Source organism: Zunongwangia profunda SM-A87 (genome assembly GCF_000023465.1).
GTDB classification, from domain to species: Bacteria; Bacteroidota; Bacteroidia; order Flavobacteriales; family Flavobacteriaceae; genus Zunongwangia; species Zunongwangia profunda.
In genome coordinates, this window is the sequence record NC_014041.1 from 804,457 (window position 1) to 827,046 (window position 22,590).

General features: G+C 37.5%; 13 protein-coding genes. All 13 read left to right on the top strand.

What is annotated here, in order from left to right:
• Positions 1 to 349: 349 nt before the first annotated feature.
• Positions 350 to 3,511 carry a SusC/RagA family TonB-linked outer membrane protein gene (locus ZPR_RS03595; protein WP_041579575.1) on the top strand — a complete coding sequence of 1,054 codons (3,162 nt, stop codon included), beginning with the start codon at positions 350 to 352 and terminating at the stop codon, positions 3,509 to 3,511.
• An 11-nt stretch (positions 3,512 to 3,522) separates the two neighbouring features.
• Positions 3,523 to 5,415, top strand: coding sequence for a RagB/SusD family nutrient uptake outer membrane protein (locus ZPR_RS03600; protein ID WP_041578652.1), 1,893 nt, complete (start codon positions 3,523 to 3,525; stop codon positions 5,413 to 5,415).
• 55 nt (positions 5,416 to 5,470) lie between these two features.
• Entirely contained in the window at positions 5,471 to 8,515 is a 3,045-nt protein-coding gene (locus ZPR_RS03605; RefSeq protein WP_041578653.1) for a SusC/RagA family TonB-linked outer membrane protein, read from the top strand.
• Between the two features lie 24 nt (positions 8,516 to 8,539).
• On the top strand, positions 8,540 to 10,282 hold the full coding sequence (locus ZPR_RS03610; RefSeq protein ID WP_013070253.1) for a RagB/SusD family nutrient uptake outer membrane protein: 1,743 nt from the start codon (positions 8,540 to 8,542) through the stop codon (positions 10,280 to 10,282).
• 29 nt (positions 10,283 to 10,311) lie between these two features.
• Positions 10,312 to 11,346: a DUF5627 domain-containing protein gene (locus tag ZPR_RS03615; RefSeq protein ID WP_013070254.1), complete on the top strand. Its 1,035-nt coding sequence runs from the start codon at positions 10,312 to 10,314 to the stop codon at positions 11,344 to 11,346.
• A 25-nt stretch (positions 11,347 to 11,371) separates the two neighbouring features.
• Positions 11,372 to 13,066 carry an endo-1,4-beta-xylanase gene (locus ZPR_RS03620; protein ID WP_013070255.1) on the top strand — a complete coding sequence of 565 codons (1,695 nt, stop codon included), beginning with the start codon at positions 11,372 to 11,374 and terminating at the stop codon, positions 13,064 to 13,066.
• Positions 13,067 to 13,205: 139 nt separating this feature from the next.
• Positions 13,206 to 14,366: an endo-1,4-beta-xylanase gene (locus ZPR_RS03625; RefSeq protein WP_013070256.1), complete on the top strand. Its 1,161-nt coding sequence runs from the start codon at positions 13,206 to 13,208 to the stop codon at positions 14,364 to 14,366.
• Positions 14,367 to 14,636: 270 nt separating this feature from the next.
• Positions 14,637 to 18,707, top strand: coding sequence for a hybrid sensor histidine kinase/response regulator transcription factor (locus tag ZPR_RS03630; protein WP_013070257.1), 4,071 nt, complete (start codon positions 14,637 to 14,639; stop codon positions 18,705 to 18,707).
• A gap of 61 nt (positions 18,708 to 18,768) precedes the next feature.
• Positions 18,769 to 19,554: a M90 family metallopeptidase gene (locus tag ZPR_RS03635; RefSeq protein WP_013070258.1), complete on the top strand. Its 786-nt coding sequence runs from the start codon at positions 18,769 to 18,771 to the stop codon at positions 19,552 to 19,554.
• Between the two features lie 141 nt (positions 19,555 to 19,695).
• Positions 19,696 to 20,181, top strand: a complete 486-nt coding sequence (locus ZPR_RS03640) for a DUF6428 family protein (protein WP_013070259.1) — start codon at positions 19,696 to 19,698, stop codon at positions 20,179 to 20,181.
• A 17-nt stretch (positions 20,182 to 20,198) separates the two neighbouring features.
• On the top strand, positions 20,199 to 20,819 hold the full coding sequence (locus ZPR_RS03645) for a low molecular weight phosphatase family protein (protein WP_013070260.1): 621 nt from the start codon (positions 20,199 to 20,201) through the stop codon (positions 20,817 to 20,819).
• Positions 20,820 to 20,822: 3 nt separating this feature from the next.
• Entirely contained in the window at positions 20,823 to 21,875 is a 1,053-nt protein-coding gene (gene arsB, locus ZPR_RS03650; RefSeq protein WP_013070261.1) for an ACR3 family arsenite efflux transporter, read from the top strand.
• A 91-nt stretch (positions 21,876 to 21,966) separates the two neighbouring features.
• Complete coding sequence (locus tag ZPR_RS03655; RefSeq protein ID WP_013070262.1) at positions 21,967 to 22,572, top strand: DUF4403 family protein; 606 nt, start codon at positions 21,967 to 21,969, stop codon at positions 22,570 to 22,572.
• Positions 22,573 to 22,590: the final 18 nt, after the last annotated feature.

Consider the following 22,590-nt stretch of genomic DNA (forward strand, 5'->3'; position numbering starts at 1 on the left):
GTTTTTTGTTAAGGATTATTAACAGATATATTTGATTTCGTTAACGATAACTAAAAAATTACAGGATCAAGTATGATGTTTCTGTTAAATCATTAAAAATAGATGTAAAAATTACGGTTATGGTAAAAGTAGCACTGTAATTATTTAATACTGGTCTAACTGATTCTTAAAATAGATAAATGAGAGAAAAATTTACACTTCAAATTAACACTAGCGTTAAAAATAATTATTCAGCCAAAAACTGTAATCGCAGTTATTTTTTTAAATCAAAAACTACAACGTTATAGTGATTCTTTTTTGTAGGCAACGTAAAAGCATCTCCCTCTAATTGAATTTAAAATTAAAAAGTATGAGCATAAAATTACTTAACCCTCCTCATCTCGTAAAGTTTCTTGTGATAGGAGTGTTGTTTAGTTTCTTTTTTTCGTCGTGGATTTATGGAAATAATATTGATTTTCAGAATACTATTACAGGTACAGTAACCTCTTCTGATGATAACTTGCCTGTACCTGGGGTAAATATTTTTGTGAAAGAGTTGCCTAATGTAGGTGCAGTTACAGATATGGATGGAAACTATAGCATTCAGGCTCCTGCAGATGCAACTTTAGTATTTAGTTTTATTGGTTTTAAAACCATAGAACGAAAGGTAGATAATCGTACAGAAATTAATGTTGTAATGGATTCGGATTTGGATGCTTTACAGGAGGTTGTTATCGTAGGCTACGGAGAGCAAAAGAGGGAAACAGTTGTTGCGGCCGTAGTGCAGGCTAGTGGTGAAGAGCTGGAACGTGCCGGGAATGTTCCTAATATTGGCTCTGCGCTTGCGGGTAACGTGCCTGGAGTTATTACCACATCAAGTACGGGGATTCCGGGTGGTGAAGATCCACGAATTTTTATACGGGGCCAAAGTACCTGGAATGATTCCAGTCCGCTGGTACTTGTTGATGGTATAGAGCGTCCATTAAATACTATTGCCATAAGTTCGGTAGAATCAATATCAGTGCTTAAGGATGCTTCTGCTACCGCAGTATATGGGGTAAGAGGTGCAAATGGAGTGATTCTTGTGACTACTAAAAGGGGTAAAACAGGAAAAGCGGTTATTAGGGCCCGACTCAATTCTACTGTAAAAACAGCCTCAAAACTCCCCGGTAAAAAAGATGCTTTTGATACTTTCCTAGTTCGTAATCGAGCTATCGAAAATGAACTTTCACTGACGCCAGAGTCCTGGAGTTTCTTTCAGACTCAGGATATTATTGATAAATATCGTTTTCCTGCAAACTTAACTGAAGCAGAGCGCTACCCTAATGTAGACTGGGACAAAGCTTTATTTAGGGAATATGCTCCTTCTTATAATGCTAACTTAAACATAACTGGTGGATCTGAGATCGTTAAATATTTCGCAGGAGCTGATTTTCAATATGAAGGGGATTTAATAAAGCAATATGATAATAATAGAGGTTATCAACCAGGTTTTGGATTTAACCGTTTAAACGTTCGTACCAATCTGGATTTCAAGCTTACCTCAAGTACTGTATTAAAAGTAGGTCTTTCGGGTTCTTATGGAGTGCGTAAAACACCGTGGGGGTTTGGTGGAGGAGATTATGGGTATTGGATTGCTGCCTACTCTACTCCGCCAGATATTTACTTACCTCAATATTCTGATGGTTCATGGGGGTATGATGCACCTTCAGGTGGAGGCGAGGGGAATGCGATCAGGAACCTTGCAATAAGCGGAGTACAATTCGTAACAAATACCCAGCTTCAAACCAACTTTACACTCGAGCAGGATTTGGATGTAATTCTTGATGGTTTAAAATTTACAGGTACCATTGCCTTGGATAATACCTTTGTGGAGGCAAATCGAGGAGTTAATGATCTTTATAATGATCCGCAAGAAAAGTATATTGATCCAGAAACGGGAATCGTAACTTATCGTAGGACTTATGATGCTAATACCGGATTTGATTATCAACAGGGTATTAAATGGTCCTCTTCTTCAGGTGATGTAAACAATGATGCTACGTATCGTAGGTTATTTTACCAGACCCAACTTAACTACGCAAAAAACTTTGCCGGAAAGCACGATGTTACAGCAATGGGGCTTTTTAATCGAAATGAGTTTGCAACCGGTAGTGTATTGCCTTTTTATCGTGAGGATTGGGTGTTTAGAACTACTTATGGATATGATAACCGGTACCTTATCGAATATAATGGCGCCTATAATGGTTCTGAGCGTTTTGCAGCAGGTAATCGTTTTGCATTCTTTTCATCAGGAGGATTAGGGTGGAATATCTCCAACGAAGCTTTTATGAAAGAAGTAGACTTTATAAACAACCTTAAGTTAAGAGCTTCTTATGGGGAGATTGGAGATGATAATGTGAACGGAAGATATTTATACTTAACACAATGGTCTTATGGTGGCCAGGCCCGATTAGGTACCGTAGGAGAGCAGGCAGAACAAAGTCCATATGTATGGTATACAGAATCTGCCGTAGGAAATCCCGATATAAGCTGGGAAAAAGTGAAAAAATCAAATATTGGTCTCGATTACGGGTTTTTTAATAATTCGATCAGTGGTAGTGTTGATTTCTTTCGCGATGAACGTGTAGATGTATTGATTTCAGGAAACCAGCGTGCAATCCCAGAATATTATGGAACAACGGCACCGGTAGCCAATCTTGGAACTGTGCAGAACCAGGGTTATGAAATAGTGCTTAACTTAAATCATTATTTTGGAGAGAACCTGCGTCTTTGGGCAGATTTAAATATGACCCACGCACAAAATAAGGTGATTGAAGGTGATAACCCGGAATTGTTACCTGAATATCAAAAAAATAACAATAAAGCAATTGGTCAGGCCTATTCTTATATAGATAATGGATTTTATAATACCTGGGACGAGCTATATGGGACTACACCTTTTAATACAGACGACTCCCAAAAAATCCCTGGTGGATATCAAATTGTAGACTTTAATGCAGATGGGATTATAGATGGTTTTGATAATGTACCTTATGCTTTTGCCGGAGCACCTCAAAATACCTATAACGCGACTGTAGGATTTGATTGGAAAGGTTTAAGCGGATTTGTACAATTTTTTGGAGCTAATAATGTAACCAGGCAGGTTGTTTTTAATAGCCTGGGAAATCAAAACAATATCGTTTATGATGAAGGATCATATTGGAGCAAAGATAATACCAATGCAGATGCTCCGGTGCCAAGATGGGTGACTACTACCAATGGCGCGGCTAACGGTTCACGATTTTTCTACGATGGCTCTTATGTGCGCTTAAAGAATGCTGAAATTGCTTATACATTTCCTGTTGAGTCTAAGATCTTGACAAGCTTCGGTTTTGAAAGCCTTCGCCTATTTTTAAATGGAAACAACTTGTATATCTGGACTAAAATGCCTGATGATAGAGAATCAAATTTTGCAGGTACCGGTTGGGCATCACAAGGAGCTTATCCTACTGTAAAACGATTCAACTTCGGATTGAATATCACCTTTTAAAAATTATTATTATGAAAATTTATTCTAGAAACTTAAATAGATTTTGTCTGGTGATTGTAGCTACCCTGGTATTCTCTTCTTGCGAGGAATACCTGGATAAAGAACCTGAATCAATCATCTCTGAAGAAGAAGCATTTAAAAATTTTACCAACTTTCAGGGTTTTACGGAAGAGTTATATCACTGTATTCCTGATTTTTCCAATGCCTATTGGACCAATTCGTGGAACTGGGGAGATGATGAAATCACCTCTGCCGACATGAATTTTCACGTGATCCACAAGTTTGATAATGGTAACTTCTGGGGGTGGCAAACAGAACATGACGGTTGGGGAGCTTCCTGGTTAAACCAGGCAGACGCTTCACGTAACGATGATCGTATGCAAAAAGACTTATGGAAAAATGGATGGTACGGATTACGTAAAGTTAACCTTGGTCTTGAGAATCTCGATCTTTTAGTTGATGCTACTCCGGCTGAGCGTGATTTTATTGAGGGGCAGCTATTATTCTTTAGAGGCTGGTTTCACTTTCAGATGATTCAATATTTTGGCGGCATGCCTTATATCGATTATGTATTACCCAGTGATGAGCCTTTAAGACTGGCAAGACTTAGTTACCATGAATGCGCAGATCGTGCGGCTGCCGACCTAAGGGAAGCTGCAGACTTGCTTCCTGTAAACTGGGATGATACGCAGCCGGGAGCAGCTACCAGAGGAAAAAATGACCTTAGAATCAATAAGATCATGGCTCTGGGATATTTAGGTAAAAACTATCTGTGGGCTGCAAGTCCGTTGATGAATTTGGAGTCAACAGGGTCTCGCGAATATAATTCAGATTACGCTAAAAAAGCTGCAGATGTTTTTGGTGAATTATTAGCGCTTTGCGAAAGTGGTGAGGCACCGTATTCTCTGGTTCCTTTTGAAAACTATAGTGTTAACTTCTATACTACAGGCCAGGGGTGGCGTATCCCCGGTGGGACTGAAGCCATTTTTAGAGGCCCGTATTTTGGGGCGAATGGTTCAAACTGGGGAACTAGTAAACAATATCAGCCTGCAATAATTCAGGATGGAAGTAACTTTATGCCAACGGCAAACTACGTGAGCTATTATGGGATGGCAAATGGATTACCTATTGAAGATATAACTAAGCCAGACCCTGCTTCTGGGTACGATCCACAATATCCCTGGAAAGATAGGGATCCAAGATTTTATCATGATATTATTTATGATGGAGTACAGGTAGTTCAGGGAGCCATGCCCGCCGATGTGGAGCAGCATAGATATGCAAATCTTTATACGGGAGGTAGCTACCGGGATGTTAGTACCGGCAGCCGATCTGGATTTCTTAATTATAAGTTTATACCTATTACTGCTAACCGTTATGATGATGGCTTTAACTACGGTGCAAACTTAAACCTGCATTTGCCCTGGATGCGTTTGGCCGATGTGTATTTAATGTACGCAGAGGCGGCAGCTATCGGGTATGGCAGTCCAGAAGGGAAATCGTCAAACTATTCCAAAACAGCAATAGAGGCAGTTAATGTGATACGAGATCGTGCAGGTGCAGGGCATGTTTCTATAGGAGAGGGTGCTGTAGCCGCTGGTCTTGATGGTTTTATGAGTGAAGTGCGTCGTGAGCGTGCCGTAGAATTGTCGTTTGAAGGACATCGTTTTAATGATTTAAGAAGATGGTTATTGCTTATTGAACGACCTTATACCTTAAAAACATCTTTAGAATTTGACCGGGCTGGCGATTTTAATACTGAAGATCCTACCGAAAACCGGGTACTTAACTTAAGAGAAGAGATTATCCTAGAGAGAGATTTTTCTACTAAACATTACTGGTTGCCTCTTAAAAATGCAGATACCAATATGTATGTAGAATTCCCTCAAAATCCGGGTTGGTAATTTCTCCAATCTATTTTAGGCAGCATTTTAATTTATAATCCAAACGCAGAATTAAATGAAATACTTACATACAAAAATTGTCTTGTTTGCTTTAATTGTTCTTATTGGACTCGAGCTAAGCGCTCAGACCGAAGAGCAAATAGCTTTGGAGGCTCATATTTTGAATGAAAATAGAGAACCTATTGAAGGTGTTTTGGTTCAAAGTGAGCAGGACGGTACTTTTGCAATTACTAATGATTCCGGTGAATTCTCAATTGATGTGAGCCCAGGAGCACTTTTAAAAATCTCGGCAGATGGTTTTGTAACAACAACCATAACAGCAGAAGAGTACCAAAATGAGATTATACTTATTAAATCTGGTGACGGGAACGTACAAACTGCTTATCGTAAAGTAGATGAAGAAGATATTATAGCCGGAGGGACTTCATTTGTTAATCTACCAGAAATTCTTGAGAAGAATTATACCACCTATAGTTTGGATGGGATCAATGCTTTTATTGGAGGTTTTAATGGAGGTAATATTTGGGGGATGAGTGATTATCTCGTTCTTATTGATGGAGTGCCCAGAAATCCGGACAGTGCTTTGCCGGTTGAAATAGAGCAAATAAGCTTTTTAAAAGGAATTACCGCAACGGCTTTATACGGTAGCCGGGCAGCGCAAGGGGTGATCTATATTACCACGAAAAAAGGAACAATAGGAAAGCAACAAATTGATGTACGCGTTGATGCCGGTTTGTTTGTTCCCAAGCGCTATCCCAAGTATTTAGGTTCCGCAGAATATATGACGCTTTATAACGAGGCCCGTGAAAATGATGGCTTGTCACCTTTATATTCTGAGGAAACTATATTCAATCACGCCTCTGGGAATAATACATTTAGATATCCAAATATCAATTTTTATAGCGATGAATATTTAAAAAAGGCTTATGAACGCTATGACGCCACCTTACAAATTTCTGGAGGTAATGAAAATGCACGTTATTATACCGATGTAGGTTTCTATAGAATCGGCAATCAGATTGATTTTGGTGAGGCCAAAAACAACAAAACCGAGCGTTTTAATATACGCGGAAATGTAGACTTAAAAATTAATGACTGGATAAAGGCCTCTTTAGGAGCAAATGCAATCTACTACAATGGGCGCGGAGTAAATAATGCCAATGATCAGAATTATTGGGAGAGTGCGGCAACTACAAGACCCAATCGCTTTTCGCCACTTATTCCCATAGATCAAATTTCAGCAAATAATACTGCTGCACAAGTGCTCGCACAAAACAGTTCTAATATTGTGGACGGCAGATTTTTACTGGGTGGTACACAGCTTGATCAAACCAACTCTTTCGCGGCGATTTATGCAGGAGGGTACAATACCTATACCAGCAGGGAATTTCAATTCAATACTTCGGTAGATGCAGATCTGGAACGTGCAATTAAGGGATTAACTTTTAATGCAATGTTTGGTGTTGATTATTCCACCTCATACAACCAATCCTATAATAATCAGTATGCGGTGTACCAGGCTAATTGGGTAAATACAAACGGAAGGGATGAGATTGGTAGCTTAACCAGATACGGTCAGGACGCCACGAACGGAATTCAAAACATTAGCAACAGTGCCTATCAGCAAACCCTGTCTTTTTCCAGTCAGCTAAATTATAAGACGAAGTTTGATAAAGATCAACATTTCTCGGCAATGTTGGTGGCAGGAGGCTGGCAGCAAACATTTTCAGGGGAATATCACCGGTTGAGTAGTGCAAATCTTGGACTTCAGCTTTCGTACGATTATAAAAGCAAATATTACTTCCTGTTTAATCAGGGCATTGTGCACTCTGCAAGATTTGCAGAAGGAGAGCGCACAGGGTATTCTCCTACCGCTACAGTTGCATGGAAGCTAGGTCGTGAAGATTTTTTAGCCAATTCTTCGATTGTTGATGATTTAGAACTTTCAGTGTCTGCCGGAATATTGAGTACCGATATGGGATTAGATATTAATGAATATTATTTATATCAAAATGTCTATACCCAAACAGATGGGGCCTGGTTTAGCTGGAGAGATGGAGCGCTTACACGATCTACCGATTCCAGACAGGGAGGGAATCCAGATTTAACTTTTGCGAAAAGAAAGGAAATTAATGTAGAGGTTAAAGGTTCGTTGTTCAATAATACCCTGGATATTCAGACGGCTTTCTTCCTAAATAGAATGAAAGGTAATATTATACAGGCATCTGTTTTATACCCAAGTTATTTTTCAACGGGATATCCTAATAGTTCGTTTATTCCCTATATCAACTATAATAATGATGATCGGGTAGGAATTGATTTTGATGTAACCTATAAAAATAAAGTAGGTAATATTGATTTTGCGATAGGTATGGCCGGTATTTACTATGATACTGAGGCAGCAAGGCGTGCTGAGATGTTTGAAAATGACTATCAGTATCGCGAAGGAACTCCGCTGGATGGAATGTGGGGGCTTCGTAGTAATGGCCTTTTTGCCAATGAAGAAGAAATTGCCAATGCGCCCAGTCAGGAAGCTTTAGGTGATGTTGCTCCCGGTGATATTAGATATATTGATCAAAACGGGGATGGTATTATCAATGATCAGGATCAGGTTTATCTGGGCAAAGCAGGATGGAATGGGGCACCGTTTTCAGCGGGATTACACGTAAGCGCCACCTGGAAGAATTTTACCTTTTTTGCTCTGGCTACAGGTCAGGCTGGAGCGCAGGCAATGAAAGATAATTCGTATTTCTGGATTGACGGGGAAGATAAATATTCAATAACAGTAAGAGATCGATGGACCCGCGAAACTGCAAATACAGCCACGTTCCCAAGGCTTACAACCCAAAATGCTTCTAATAATTACAGAGCTTCAGATTACTGGTTGTATAGTACAGATCGTATTGATTTGGCTAAAGTACAACTCAGTTACGATTTGCCTTCAAGTATACTTGGGGATGGACTTTTCAAAAACTTCAACATTTATATAAGCGGTGCTAATCTGTTAACCATATCTTCAGAACCCGAATTAATGGAATTGAACATAGGTGATGCACCACGAACCCGATTTTATAACCTGGGAGTAAAAGCTCTGTTTTAAATAATCTATATGTATTCAAATAGCATGAATAATAAATTAATAGTTCTTTTAATAGCAGTCTTGTCGCTTACAAGTTGCGACGACCTTTTTGAGCCCGCAATAGAAAATAACCGCGACCTGGAAGATGCTTACGGAGAAGCCACTTACGCAGAAGGACTGCTGCTTAACGGCTACTTAAGAATACCCACTCTTAACTGGAGCTTCAATGATGTGGCTACAGACGATGCAGTGAGTAATGATATTGACAATAATTACCGAAGAGCAGCCACTGGGCAGTGGGCGTCAAACTTCAATCCTTTTACGCAATGGCAAAGTTCGAGATCAGCGATTCAGTATCTTAACATTTTTCTCTCTGAAGCCGATAATGTAGAATGGTCTACAGATGAGAATATAAATGAACTCTACAACAGACGTTTAAAAGGGGAGGCTTATGGCCTTCGAGGGCTGCACATGTATTACCTGTTGCAAGCACATGGTGGTTTTGCAGATGGCGAATTATTGGGAGTACCTATTATTCTTGAACCAGAAGATCCACAATCAGAATTCAATGTTCCGCGGGCGACTTTTGCCAATTGTATGGAACAATTACTTAATGATCTTGAAAAAGCCGATGAGATGTTGGCGCTGGATTTTGAAGATATTGATGATCCTAGCTTGCTTCCAAGTGGTATCACGAATACCAATGATTTTAATCGCGTTTTTGGAGAGCGGGGGAGACAACGTTTAAGCGGTCGTATCGTTAAAGTAATTAAGGCACAAGCAGCACTTTTAGCCGCAAGTCCCGCTTATAGCGAGGCAAGTGGGAATACCTGGCTTCAAGCTGCAAATTTTGCAGGAGAGGTATTGGCGTTAAATGGTGGTTTAGCAGGTTTGGCACCAAATGGACATACCTGGTATACGAATACTGCACAAATTGCAGATTTAGGAGGAGGTGTTAACCCTCCTGAAATTTTATGGAGAGGTGATGTTGCTAACAGTAACAATCTGGAACAGGATCACTTTCCACCCACCCTTAATGGAAACGGAAGGCTAAATCCTACACAAAATTTGGTGGATGCTTTTCCTGCGGCTAATGGATATCCTATTTCAAATGCGGCCAGTAGTTATAATCCAGATGATCCGTACGCTAATCGAGACCCGCGATTACAAACGTATGTTTTGGTAAATGGCGCTACAGCAGGGGTAAATAGCAGCACGATCGTCACCGCTGTAGACGGTACCACCAATGATGCCATTAACAGGGAAGCGACTTCTACCCGTACTGGATATTATTTAAAAAAATTATTGCGTCAGGATGTTAATTTGAGTACCACCACCACTACAGAACAATTGCATTACAAACCGCGTATACGTTATACTGAACTTTATTTAATTTATGCTGAAGCAGCAAATGAAGCCTGGGGACCTACCAGTAGCGGTTCTTATGGGTTTTCTGCCTATGATGTGATTGCTGCTATACGGGAGCGTGCAGGTATTACTCAGCCAGATGCTTATTTAGAGTCTATACGCAATGATAAAAGCGCAATGCGCGAACTTATACGCAATGAGCGTCGTCTAGAGTTGTGTTTTGAAGGCTTCCGTTTTTGGGATTTGCGTCGCTGGGGGCTTGATCTTAACGAGCCCGCCAGAGGGATGGCTATAGAAAATAGTGATCCAGAGGTGATCACTGTAGAACAACGTAATTATCAGGATTATATGCAATATGGTCCGGTGCCCTATAACGAACTTTTAAAATTTGAAGCTCTTAAACAAAACAGAGGTTGGTAAAACCTCCCCGAAAAAATAATTAAATAGCAATGAAAAATAATATTCTTATATTTCTATTCCTTAGCGTAGTCCTTTTCAGTTCTTGTGAAAATGGAGACTGGGATTTTCCCGACTACGAATATCAGGTGGTCTATTTTGCGTATCAATACCCGGTACGTACCATTACACTTGGAGAAGATATTTTTGATACTACCTTAGATAATGAAGGTAAATGCATGATTATGGCCACTATGGGTGGGCTTTATGAAAACAAGCAAAATGTAACTATAGATGTTGAGGTAGACAATTCTCTGGTTGATGGGCTTGTTTTTGAAGGTGCAGGAAATGAAGTTCTTGCGCTTCCATCATCACATTATACGCTGGCGTCTGATAATATCGTGATTCCAAACGGAGAGCTTTCCGGTGGGGTAGAGGTGCAGCTTACCGATGCTTTTTTTGATGATCCTAAATCTTTAGAAAACAATTATGTAATTCCGTTACGTATGTTAAATGCAACGGTGGTAGACTCTATTTTATCTGGAGAGCCACAAGTGGCTACACCAAGACGCGGTGTGGAAACCGACTGGGCAGTGCTACCCAAAGATTTTATTTTTTATGCAGTGAAGTATATCAATCCATGGGAAGGTTTCTACCTGCGTCGTGGCGAGGATGTAATCACTGGAAAAAATGGAAATACAGTATTGGATCGTACCGAAGTAAGACGTGAAGATTGCGTGGTGGATGATGAGGTGGTTATGCTGGATACTCAATCCAGATGGCAGGTGAATTTACCTTTATCGATTCAGGATATTGAAGGAAATGATCTGAACATCGTTTTATTACTCAATTTTGATCAGGAAGGAAATGTAAATATTAGTTCTTCCAATCCTTCCCAATACACCGTGACCGGTAGTGGCAGCTTTATAAAAGACGGTGAGGAAAATAGTTGGGGGTCAGAAGATAGAGATGCACTCTATCTTTCCTATGAAATAGAAACGGATGAGCTGAACATTACTACTAAGGATACTTTAGTGATGCGTAATCGAGGGGTGGCGATGGAGACCTTTAAACCCGTTTTAGAATAGTATTAAATCCTTAAAACAATCAAAAATGATGATTAGAAAAAGTACTGCAAAGGGATTTTTATGGATTTTGATATCGCTGGGAGTTTTAGGATGTGCAGATATGGATCCCGTGGAATTTGATGTTGAAAAACCTTTGAGCATCAAAAAACAAGAAGAATTAAATAGTTTAGAAGAACTAAAAACTTATACATCCGATGATTCTCGCTTTAAACTGGGAGCAGGAGTTAGTATGAGTGCATATAATGCACAGGGGGCGATGTTTTCCCTAACGAATGAGAATTTTCAAGAAGTTACAGCAGGTTATGGTATGAAGCACGGTGCCATTGTAAACGATGATGGGTCCCTTAACTTAACCTCAGTTAATGAATTTGTTGAAAATACCACAGAGCAAGGCGTTACTATTTATGGGCATACCCTAATGTGGCATGCCAATCAAAATGCTTCTTATTTAAAGAGTGCAATAGCGCCTAAAGAAATACCGCTTCCGGATGGGCCGGGCTGGATGGTTTTATTGGATCAATCTTTTGAGACCGATGATGCTACGGGGTATCAAACGAATGGTCCTAACGCGCCAATAGCATTTACCGCTGAAGGAGAGGGATATAATGGGGTTGGACGCGCTTTAAAAATTGTGAATGCAGAGGTAAGGGCTAATGATTGGGAGTCTCAGTTATTTGTGACTTTTCCTAAAGTTACAGAAGTAGGTCAAAAATATCGTTTGGAGATGGATGTACGTACAGAGATAGCTGCTTCTTTTCCAACCCAGGCACATACTGCACCGGGGGGGTATAAATACTGGAACTTCTTTGGTAGTATAAGCTCCACTCCAGAATGGAAGCACATCAATGTGGAAACTACTATTGATGCGAATACTTCTGGCTGTAATACTATCGCATTTAATCTTGGATCTAACGCCACGACCTATTATTTTGATAATATAGTGGTAAGCTGGTATAACTCGAAAGGAGTGACATATGAAGAACGAACGCCTGAAGAAAAAAAAGATACACTTAGCGCTCATCTAGAGAAATGGATCGAAGGTATAATGACTGCTTCAAAATCGAATACTCATGCCTGGGATGTGGTTAATGAGCCCATGGATGATGCTAATCCTTACGAACTTAAAACGGGGGTAGGCAAAACCGATTTGGCTGAAGATGAATTTTACTGGCAGGATTACTTAGGTAAGGACTATGCAGTTACTGCTTTTAAATTGGCAGAAATGTACAGCAATCCTGATGATTTACTTTTTATAAACGATTACAATCTGGAGTATAACCTGGATAAGTGCAAAGGCATTATCGAATATGTAAACTATATAGAAGAGCAGGGAGCTCGTGTGGATGGAATAGGAACCCAGATGCATATTAATATAGATTCTGATAAAGCAAAGATTACCGAAATGTTTCAGCTGCTTGCTGCTACCGGTAAAATGATTAAAGTTTCTGAACTTGATATTGGCGTAGGTGTGAAAACCACTGAGGCAAATGAAGAACTATATGTAGCTCAAGAAGAAATGTACAAGTTTGTAATGGATCAGTATTTCAGCCTGGTTCCTAAAGCTCAACAGTACGGGATAACCATCTGGAGTCCTACCGATAGTCCGGCTTCATCATCCTGGAGAGCAGGAGAGCCCATAGGTTTATGGACAGAAGGATTTACCCGTAAACCTGCCTATCGCGGAGTGGTAGAAGGATTGGGGGGAATAGATATAAATTAATTGTTTGTGTTAGATCACAAAGAGCCTAGTGGGCACATTACATTGGGCTCTTTTTTATTTGAATTACCTCTTAAACTTGGACCTTTTGTAAAATCAACTCGTGATTCTATCGTCCACATATGCTTTTAATACTGAATTAATGAAAAACCTATTTTACTTTTTTGCTATCCTATTGTTTTTTTGGAACTGCAAGCCAAATCGGACGCAATCTGATACCGCAATGTCTGATACCGCAACATTTGAAACTGAAAAACCTCGAAAGCTTAAAGATGCTTTAAATGGCAAATTTTTAATGGGTACTGCTCTTAATGTACGCCAAATAGAAGGTTTTAATCCAGCCGAAATGGAGATTGTGAAAACGCATTTTAATTCCATTGTTGCAGAAAACTGCATGAAAAGTGGGCGTCTTGTGCCTCAAAAAGATCATTATAATTTTGATACTGCAGATAATTTTGTAAAGTTTGGAGAAGATAATAATATGGTGATTCATGGGCATACCCTGGTATGGCATTCTCAAACCCCACGCTGGTTCTTTAAAGATAAAGCAGGTAATGAAATCGATAAGGAAGAACTTAGCAGGCGTATCAAAGATCATATCAACACGGTGGTAAACCGTTATAAAGGGCGCATAAAAACCTGGGATGTAGTCAACGAAGCAGTCCTGGATGATGGCTCTTTACGTAAAAGCAAGTTCTACAATTTACTGGGCGAAGATTTTATAAAAATAGCCTTTGAAACAGCTCATAAGGCAGATCCGGATGCTGAACTTTATTATAACGATTATTCAACTTCTATTCCTAAAAAACGAGAAGGCATCGTACGGATGATTAAAAAGCTACAGGCACAGGGTGTACCTATTCATGGTGTAGGAATGCAGGGGCATGTAGGCTTGGACTATCCAGAACTGGAAGAATTTGAAAAGACGATTGAAGCTTTTTCGGCTCTTGGATTAAAAGTAGCGGTAACCGAATTTGATATTACGGTGCTGCCTTCACCCTGGGAAAATCAGGGGGCAGAAATTTCAGCAAATTTTGAATATAAGGAACAAATGAATCCCTATCCTGATAAACTTCCCGATTCGGTAAATACTGCTTTTAACGCGAGATGCCTCGATTTTTTTAAACTTTTTTTAAAGCACCAGGATAAATTGGAGAAGATCACGATGTGGGGCGTTAATGATGATAATTCCTGGAGAAACAACTGGCCTGTAGGCGGACGTACCGACTATCCGTTATTATTTGATCGTAAAAACAGGCCTAAACCAATAGTTAATCATCTTGTAGATTTAGCTACACAATAATTTCCTCCAGACAATTCGGATCCTTCGGGTAAATCATTTTTAGTTTATATTATTTACTCATAATGGTCCGGTTGTCTTCTTAATAGTATTTTTTATAATTCTTGGTTTTTGGTAATTTAATAAATGACAGTTTATTTATTTGCTAAATTGTTTATTCTAAATAAAAATATTGAAGTATAATTAAATTTTGTTAACTTGTAGTCGATGAAACTACAACTATAAGTTGTTTTCGGTTTTTAAGGTGATTTTTTAGTTTCAAACTTTTTTAAAATGAGGTTGTATGACAAACCCATTATCCAGTTATTTTCTTTCATAAGAGAATTTTTAATTCTTTTACTTGTTTACTTCACTCATTTTGCCGGGGAGGCACAGGTAGGTAAGCTTTTTACAACAGATTCAGAAATCTCCAGTAGTCTGATTAATCAAATTTACCAGGACAATAAAGGTTATTTGTGGATAGCTACTGAGGATGGATTAAATAGATACGATGGTGCCAAGGTTACTATTTATAAGCAAAATGAGAGAGACTCTACATCAATTTTAAATAACTATGTAAAAAGTATATTTCAGGATAAAGCCGGTAGACTGTATTTCGGTTTTTTTAACGGACTGCAGTATTACGATTACGCTACTGAGGAGTTTCATTATATTCCTATTTATATTGGAGATCATTATTTATATCGATCTCATGTTACCTCATTTGTACAAAGGCAGAATGGTGATATTCTCCTAACTACCTCTGGGCAGGGAATTCTTAAAATTGAAAAGGATGGAGAAGGTCTGGCAGCCATACAACTTCCTAATCTATTGCCAGATCAATATTTCGAAAAGATTTTTGAAGATGCTAATGGTGATCTATGGGTATTAAATCAATCACATGGATTGTATAAGATTAATAGTAATAATCAGATAAAAACATATTTTAAGAATGGTGATCTTGAAACCTCTTTATCCTCTATCGAAGAGGGTGAAAACAATGATCTATATGTAGGAAGTTTAACTCAAGGACTCTTTAAGTATAACCGTAAAAAAGATACATTTATACAGATAGGAGACTCCCAAAAGCTTCCTGTAAAATCCTTGTCTGTAAATGCTAAGGCAGAGGTGATGGTGGGAACTGATGGAAAAGGACTTTGGTTATACGATCCAGCGACAAATAAGATACGGGAAAATGATTTTAGTATTGCCAATTTTGATTTTACAAAAACCAAGATTCACTCTATAATTCAGGATGATGCTAACAATTTTTGGTTAGGTATTTATCAGAAAGGGGCTTTACTGGTTCCTGATAAGGCTAATAATTTTGATTATATTGGTTACCAGTCTGTCAAAAACAATATAATAGGATCTAATAGTATCACTTCGATCATTAGGGATAATGAAGGTGTGTTATGGGTAGGAACAGATGGAGATGGATTGTATGGCATTAATAAAGATAAAGAACAAACACATCATATTGCAACGGAAAGAAAACAAGGTTCGGTTAGTGTGATGAGTTTGTTTGAAGACTCTAACAATCAGGTATGGGTAGGTACATATCTAAAAGGTCTCGCAAAACTAAATCGAAAAACAAACAAACTCGATTTTATAAATGATTTTAAAGATGAGGAAGGCAATAGGATCGCGCGTATTTATGACATCATTGAAGACAAAGAACAAAACATCTGGATAGCTTCTTTAGGCTACGGCCTTTTTAAATACAATCTTGATAAAAAAATATTTGAAGACTATAACGTTTTAGATAATCAACAATCGGAAAGGATTCAAAATAGATGGATTAATTGTCTTTTATATTCTAATACTAAAAAGCTGTATATAGGAACTTATGATGGACTAACTACTTTAGATATCCAAAAAAATACCTTTAAAAATAAAGAAGGAGAAGATCATATTTTACGAAACAAAATCATTTATAATCTTTTTGAGGATGAAAGTGATAATTTGTGGATAGGTACTTCTGAAGGTTTATATTTTAAACCCAAAAATGATACAATTACAAAAGTTTACCATACTACAGATGGTTTGCCCAGCAACGTAATTTGCGCTATAGAACAAGATTTGGATAAAAACTTATGGATAAGTACGAATCACGGAATAGCGAAGCTCGAAAAAAATACGGGAGAATTTAAAAACTATTATTTTAGAGATGGGCTTCAGGGGAATGAGTTTAATAAGAGTGCTTCATTTTTTGACGAGGAAGGGAAACTATACTTCGGCAATACCAATGGGGTTACTTATTTTCAACCTTCAGAAATAAAAGCATCGGGCAGCGAACTCGATTTGAGGATTACCGGATTTTATATTCAGGATCAACCTATAAAAAAGGGAATGAAATCTGGTAAATTCTCGATTATAGATAAACCGATAATTGAAGCAGATACTATTGAGCTGAATTATCGGGATAATGATTTTAGTATTGAATTTTCTTCTTTTACTTTCCGCCACCAGGAATGGATCACCTACGCTTATGCTTTAAATTCGGAAAGATGGATAAAGTTACGGCCCGGCATAAATACCGTTACCTTTAATAATTTAGAGCCGGGTAATTATACTTTTAGAGTAAAGGCAAAAGATATTGACGATTACTCGGGTGAAAAAGAATTAACGATAATTATTCATTCGCCATGGTATCTCTCCAGCTGGGCAAAAATTGGTTATTTTCTATTATTTATGGGGCTTACTTATGTAGTTATTCAAATCATTAAGAATAGACAAAGTACGAAGAAAAAGTTGTTGGAGCACAAGCATTCTGAGCAAATTAATGAAGCAAAACTGCAATTTTTAACCAACATTTCACATGATTTAAAAACGCCAATTACTTTAATTATTAATCCGTTAAACAGGTTGATTAAAACCGATTTAAGTGAAGATCGGCAAAAATTATATAAGGTAATGGAGCGAAATTCAGAAAGAATGCTCCATCTTTTAAATCAGCTTATTAATGCTCGTAAATTTGATCAGGGAAAAATTGTATTGAAATTCAGGAAAACCGAGATTATTAGTTTTATTAAAAATATTGTAGCTCTATTTGAAGATCAGATAGAGAGCAGGCGTATTGATTTTGAAATCCTTCATAGTGAAGAAGAACTATACGCTTATATCGATCCAAGACATTTTGATAAGGTTATTCAAAATCTTGTTTCTAATGCCATAAAGTTTAGTCCACATGGTGGTAGTATACAGGTGAAGATTTGCACGAATGAACAATGGAATCGTTTTGAAATTTCGATTAAAGATAATGGTATTGGTATAAAAGAAAAAGACATCAAAAACATTTTTAATCGATTCTATCGAAGTTCAGGAGATAATCAAAGGCAGTTTGAAGGTACGGGTATAGGCTTGCATCTCACAAAATCTATAGCAGAACTTCATCATGGTACGGTAAGCGCAAAAAATAATTCAGATCAGTCTGGTTGTACTTTTGTAATTACTGCTCCGCTGGGGAAAGATCATTTAAATGAAGACAATATTTTTTCAGAATCAGAAATTAGTATAGAAAATGTTTCTTATAGAGAAAGTGTTTCATATATCGCCCCTGAAGAAAACATAGAAGATGCAACTTCTAAAAAAGAAATCCCTACCATTTTTATTGTCGATGATGATGCAGAGATCAGGAATTATATTGCTTCCGAATTAAAAATCTCATATAATATTAAAACATTCTCCAGTGCGAAAACGGCTTTTCCTGAAGTAGCTAAAAATCCACCAGATTTAATAATTAGTGATGTTGTAATGCCTGAAATGGACGGTATTTCCTTTACTAGAAAAATCAAAAAAAATATTTATATAAATCATGTTCCTGTTATCCTTTTAACCGGTAAAACTGATAGAGAAACCAATATCGAAGGTTTGGAAATTGGTGTAGATGCGTATATCAATAAGCCTTTTAACATCGAGATTCTAAGGAAAACAGTAAGAAATCTAATTAAAAACAGGGTTTTACTAAAAAATACATATACCGGAAATCAATTACAGGAAGATAAGATTAAGAAAATAGAATTGAAATCTGGAGATCAGGTGCTCTTAGAAAAATTTATGGAGGTAGTGAATAAAAACATAAGTAATTCAGAGTTAAATGTCGAAATGCTGGCTGGAGGGCTAGGGATTAGCCGTGTTCATTTATACCGAAAATTAAAACAACTCACCAACCAGTCAGCCGGCGAATTGATTACAAATATCAGACTTAAGCAGGCGGCAAATTTAATCATCTCAAGTACCACAAATATTTCTGAGGTTGCTTACGCTGTAGGTTTTACCAGTACATCAAAGTTCTCGACAAAGTTTAAGGATTTGTATGGAATGACACCAAGTAATTATCGTAAAAAACATTTACAGGTTTAGAGAAGGTATAGCATTATTTTTCGATATTTTTAAGCAGAATTTTTTCAAATTTAAATAGACGATGAATAAACTTTTACAAGGTGTCCTGGTTTTGTTAGTCATTGCAGGTGTGGTAATCTTTATGATCATAAAGAAGAAGAAAAAGAAAATCGATCCATTTCCGGCAAACTGGCATCTGTTACTTGTAGACCATGTAAAGTTTTATGCTGAATTGAATGCGGAGGAACAAAAAAGATTTCAGCAGCGTATCATGCTATTTCTAAGTGAAGTTTACATCGAGAGTGTATCTTTTCAATTAGAAGATCTGGATCGCTTATTGGTCGCTTCAAGTGCTGTTATTCCGGTTTTCGGTTTTAAAAACTGGCGATACTCCAATCTAAGCACGGTAATTTTGTATCCGGATCATTTTGATAAAAATCTTATTTTCGAAAATAGTGGTGAAGATAAAATTGTGATGGGACTTGTAGGTAATGGCAGGTTTGAGCATCAAATGATTCTTTCTCGACGTGCCTTACATGAAGGTTTTGATAGGCATAATGATCTTTTAAATACCGGGATTCATGAATTTGTTCACTTAATAGATAAAGTGGATGGAGTAACGGATGGTGTACCAGAACGATTGCTAAAACAGGCTTATATCATTCCGTGGCTTAAAATGGTACATAAGGAAATGGAAGCCATCAATGCACACAAATCAGATATTCGGAATTATGGTGGTACTAATGAAGCAGAATTTCTGGCGACGGCAAGTGAGTATTTCTTCGAAAATCCTGGTCTTATGCAACGTAAGCATCCCGATTTGTATAAGATGCTACACGATTGCTTTTTTCCCGATGAAAAAATTTAAGAAATCAGTTGCGAAGAGATTAGTGAGAATTGACGACATCTATTAATTAGATGTCTTAACACCTATTTTTTTAAAATCAACTATATTATCGTAATATTGCAATAAAATTAATCGTAATATTGCGATATAAAATTATTATTGATGAAATTGTCTGAAATAAAACACATTCTAAAGGAAAAGGAAACGATAGTTTTTGAGTTGCCTGATGGTCGTTTAGTGCCTTCCCATTTTCACGTCACTGAAATAGGTGGGATAGAAAAGAAATTTATTGATTGCGGGGGGACGCTTAGATACGAGTCTAAGGCAAGCTTTCAATTGTGGGAAGCCAATGATTATGATCACCGTTTACATCCAGAGAAATTACTTTCGATTATAGAGCTTTCAGAAAAAGTTTTGCATTTAGATAAAGACTCAGAAATAGAGGTGGAATATCAGGGAAGTACTGTAGAGAAGTATGATCTTGCATTTGATGGAGATCATTTTTTACTGATTAATAAATTTACCACCTGTCTTGCCCAGGATCAATGCGGGATTCCACAAAATACTTCAGTAAAAACTAAAAAGAGTTTAAAAAGCCTTACCGCTAGCGCAAATAATTCTTGTACGCCTGGATCTGGATGTTGTTAAATTTAATTTACTAAGAGATGTATCGTTCTATTCAACAATTTATTGAAAATTTAGACATCACTAAAATTAGTGAAGATCGTAAAATAAACTTAGAAGATTTTATTGGTTTTATTGCTCAAAAGCTTAAAAGTAAAGAAACGGTTAACCTTAATTTTATCTGTACACATAATTCCAGGAGAAGTCATTTTTCGCAGATATGGGCTCAAACCATAGCCGAATTTTTAGGGATTAAAACTATTAAATCGTATTCTGGCGGAACTGAGGCTACAGCGGTATATCCTTCCGTATTAAAAGCTTTTCAAAGTGTAGGTTTTTCTTTAGGGCGGCTTTCAGAGAATGAAAACCCAGTATCATTTTTAAAGTATGCAGACGATGCTCCGCCGATTGTATGTTTCTCTAAGGTTTACGATCATCCCTTTAATCCAAAGACCAATTTTGCAGCGGTAATGACCTGCTCGCAGGCCAATGAAGCCTGTCCCTTTGTTCCCGGAGCTGAAGCCCGAATCTCTTTTACGTTTGAAGACCCTAAAATAAGTGATGGTACACCACGGGAACTAGAGAAATATCAGGAGAAAAGTAAAGAAATCGCTACAGACCTTCTTTATGTATTCAGCAAAGCAAAAGAACTTTCAAAGTAATAAATGATGAAAAAGAAACTGAGTTTCCTGGACAGTTATCTTACACTATGGATTTTTATTGCCATGGCAGTAGGGGTAGGCTTGGGGTATTATTTTCCTGCTGTGCCCAAATTTATAAATTCCTACAGCTCTGGATCTACTAATATTCCTATTGCTATAGGACTAATTTTAATGATGTACCCTCCATTAGCCAAAGTAGATTATAAAATGCTTCCCACGGTGTTTCATAATGTAAAGGTGCTAAGCATATCTGTGGTTTTAAACTGGATTATTGGTCCCATTTTAATGTTTTTCCTGGCACTTTTATTTTTGGGAGATCATCCTGAATATATGACCGGCCTAATTTTGATAGGTCTTGCACGTTGTATCGCCATGGTTTTAGTGTGGAACGATCTTGCCGGGGGAAGTAAGGAATATGGAGCAGGACTGGTAGCACTAAACAGTATATTTCAGGTTTTTGGCTATTCTTTTTATGCCTGGTTATTTATTACAAAACTTCCGCCGTACTTTGGGTATCAGGGAAGCATAGTCGATATTTCTATAGCAACTATTGCAGAGAGTGTGGCGATTTATTTGGGTATTCCTTTTTTAATGGGAATTGCAAGTAGGTTACTTTTCGTGAAACTAAAAGGGGAAAAATGGTATACAGAAAAATTTATTCCCAAAATATCCAAAATCACATTAATCGCCCTACTTCTTACCATTGTGGTGATGTTTAGTTTAAAAGGAAATTTAATTGTAGAAATACCTAAGGACGTTGTATTTATTGCTATTCCTTTGTTGATTTATTTTGCTTTGATGTTTTTAATCGGATTTATAGCCAGTAAGTGGGCAGGAGCAAAATATGATGAAAATGCTGCAATTTCTTTTACCGCAGCAGGGAATAATTTTGAGCTTGCCATAGCAGTAGCTATAGCAGTATTTGGATTAAACTCTGGGCAGGCTTTTGTGGGGATCGTAGGACCCTTAATAGAGGTACCGGCACTTATCCTTTTAGTAAGAGTCTCTTTTTGGCTTCGTACGAAATTTTACGCTAAGCCATCAAGACATTATTAGTCGATATTAGAGGAATTTTGATTCAATTTTAACCTAATATTAGATTGACGGTATTTTTTCTTTTATACCTTTAAAATAAAGCCAGAAAATTATGAATGAAGATTACCAAAAAGGATTAATCCTGAATATTCCTGTAAAATTACCTTATGCTGTTTTAGAAAAGGTGATCGAAGAGAAATTACAGGAAGATGATGGGGAGGAAAATGGAATGGCAGAATATGCCGAGGTGAAATTTGCCTGGTTAGAAAAAAATCCTGAAGTTGATTACGATATCACGCTGGGTTTACGATTAAAGGCTAAAACATTTTTATTTAAAAATAAAGAATTAGAGCTTAAAATTCACCTTAAGTTTAATTTTGATCCGGTAACCAATCAATTTTCGCTTGAAGATTACGAAGCTGTAGGTGAGAATCAGAATAGAATAATGAATAAGATTGTTCAGGTAATTTTGAATAAATTTCTTCAGAAAAAAGTATTACAGAAATCCCGGCAAAACCTTTCAGAAAAATTAAAGCAGGAACTAGATAAAATCAATACCAAGCTTAGAGAGAATGATCAACCGGCTGAAGGATTACTGGTGGATGCGCAGCTCGATCAGCTTAACATATCTCATTTTGAATTCGCGCCGCAAGAAGTTTATATTTACTTAAGTCTTACTGGTGAGGCCGCCATGGAAGTGACAAAAATACCGGAATAAAGATTTCTTGAGGAACTA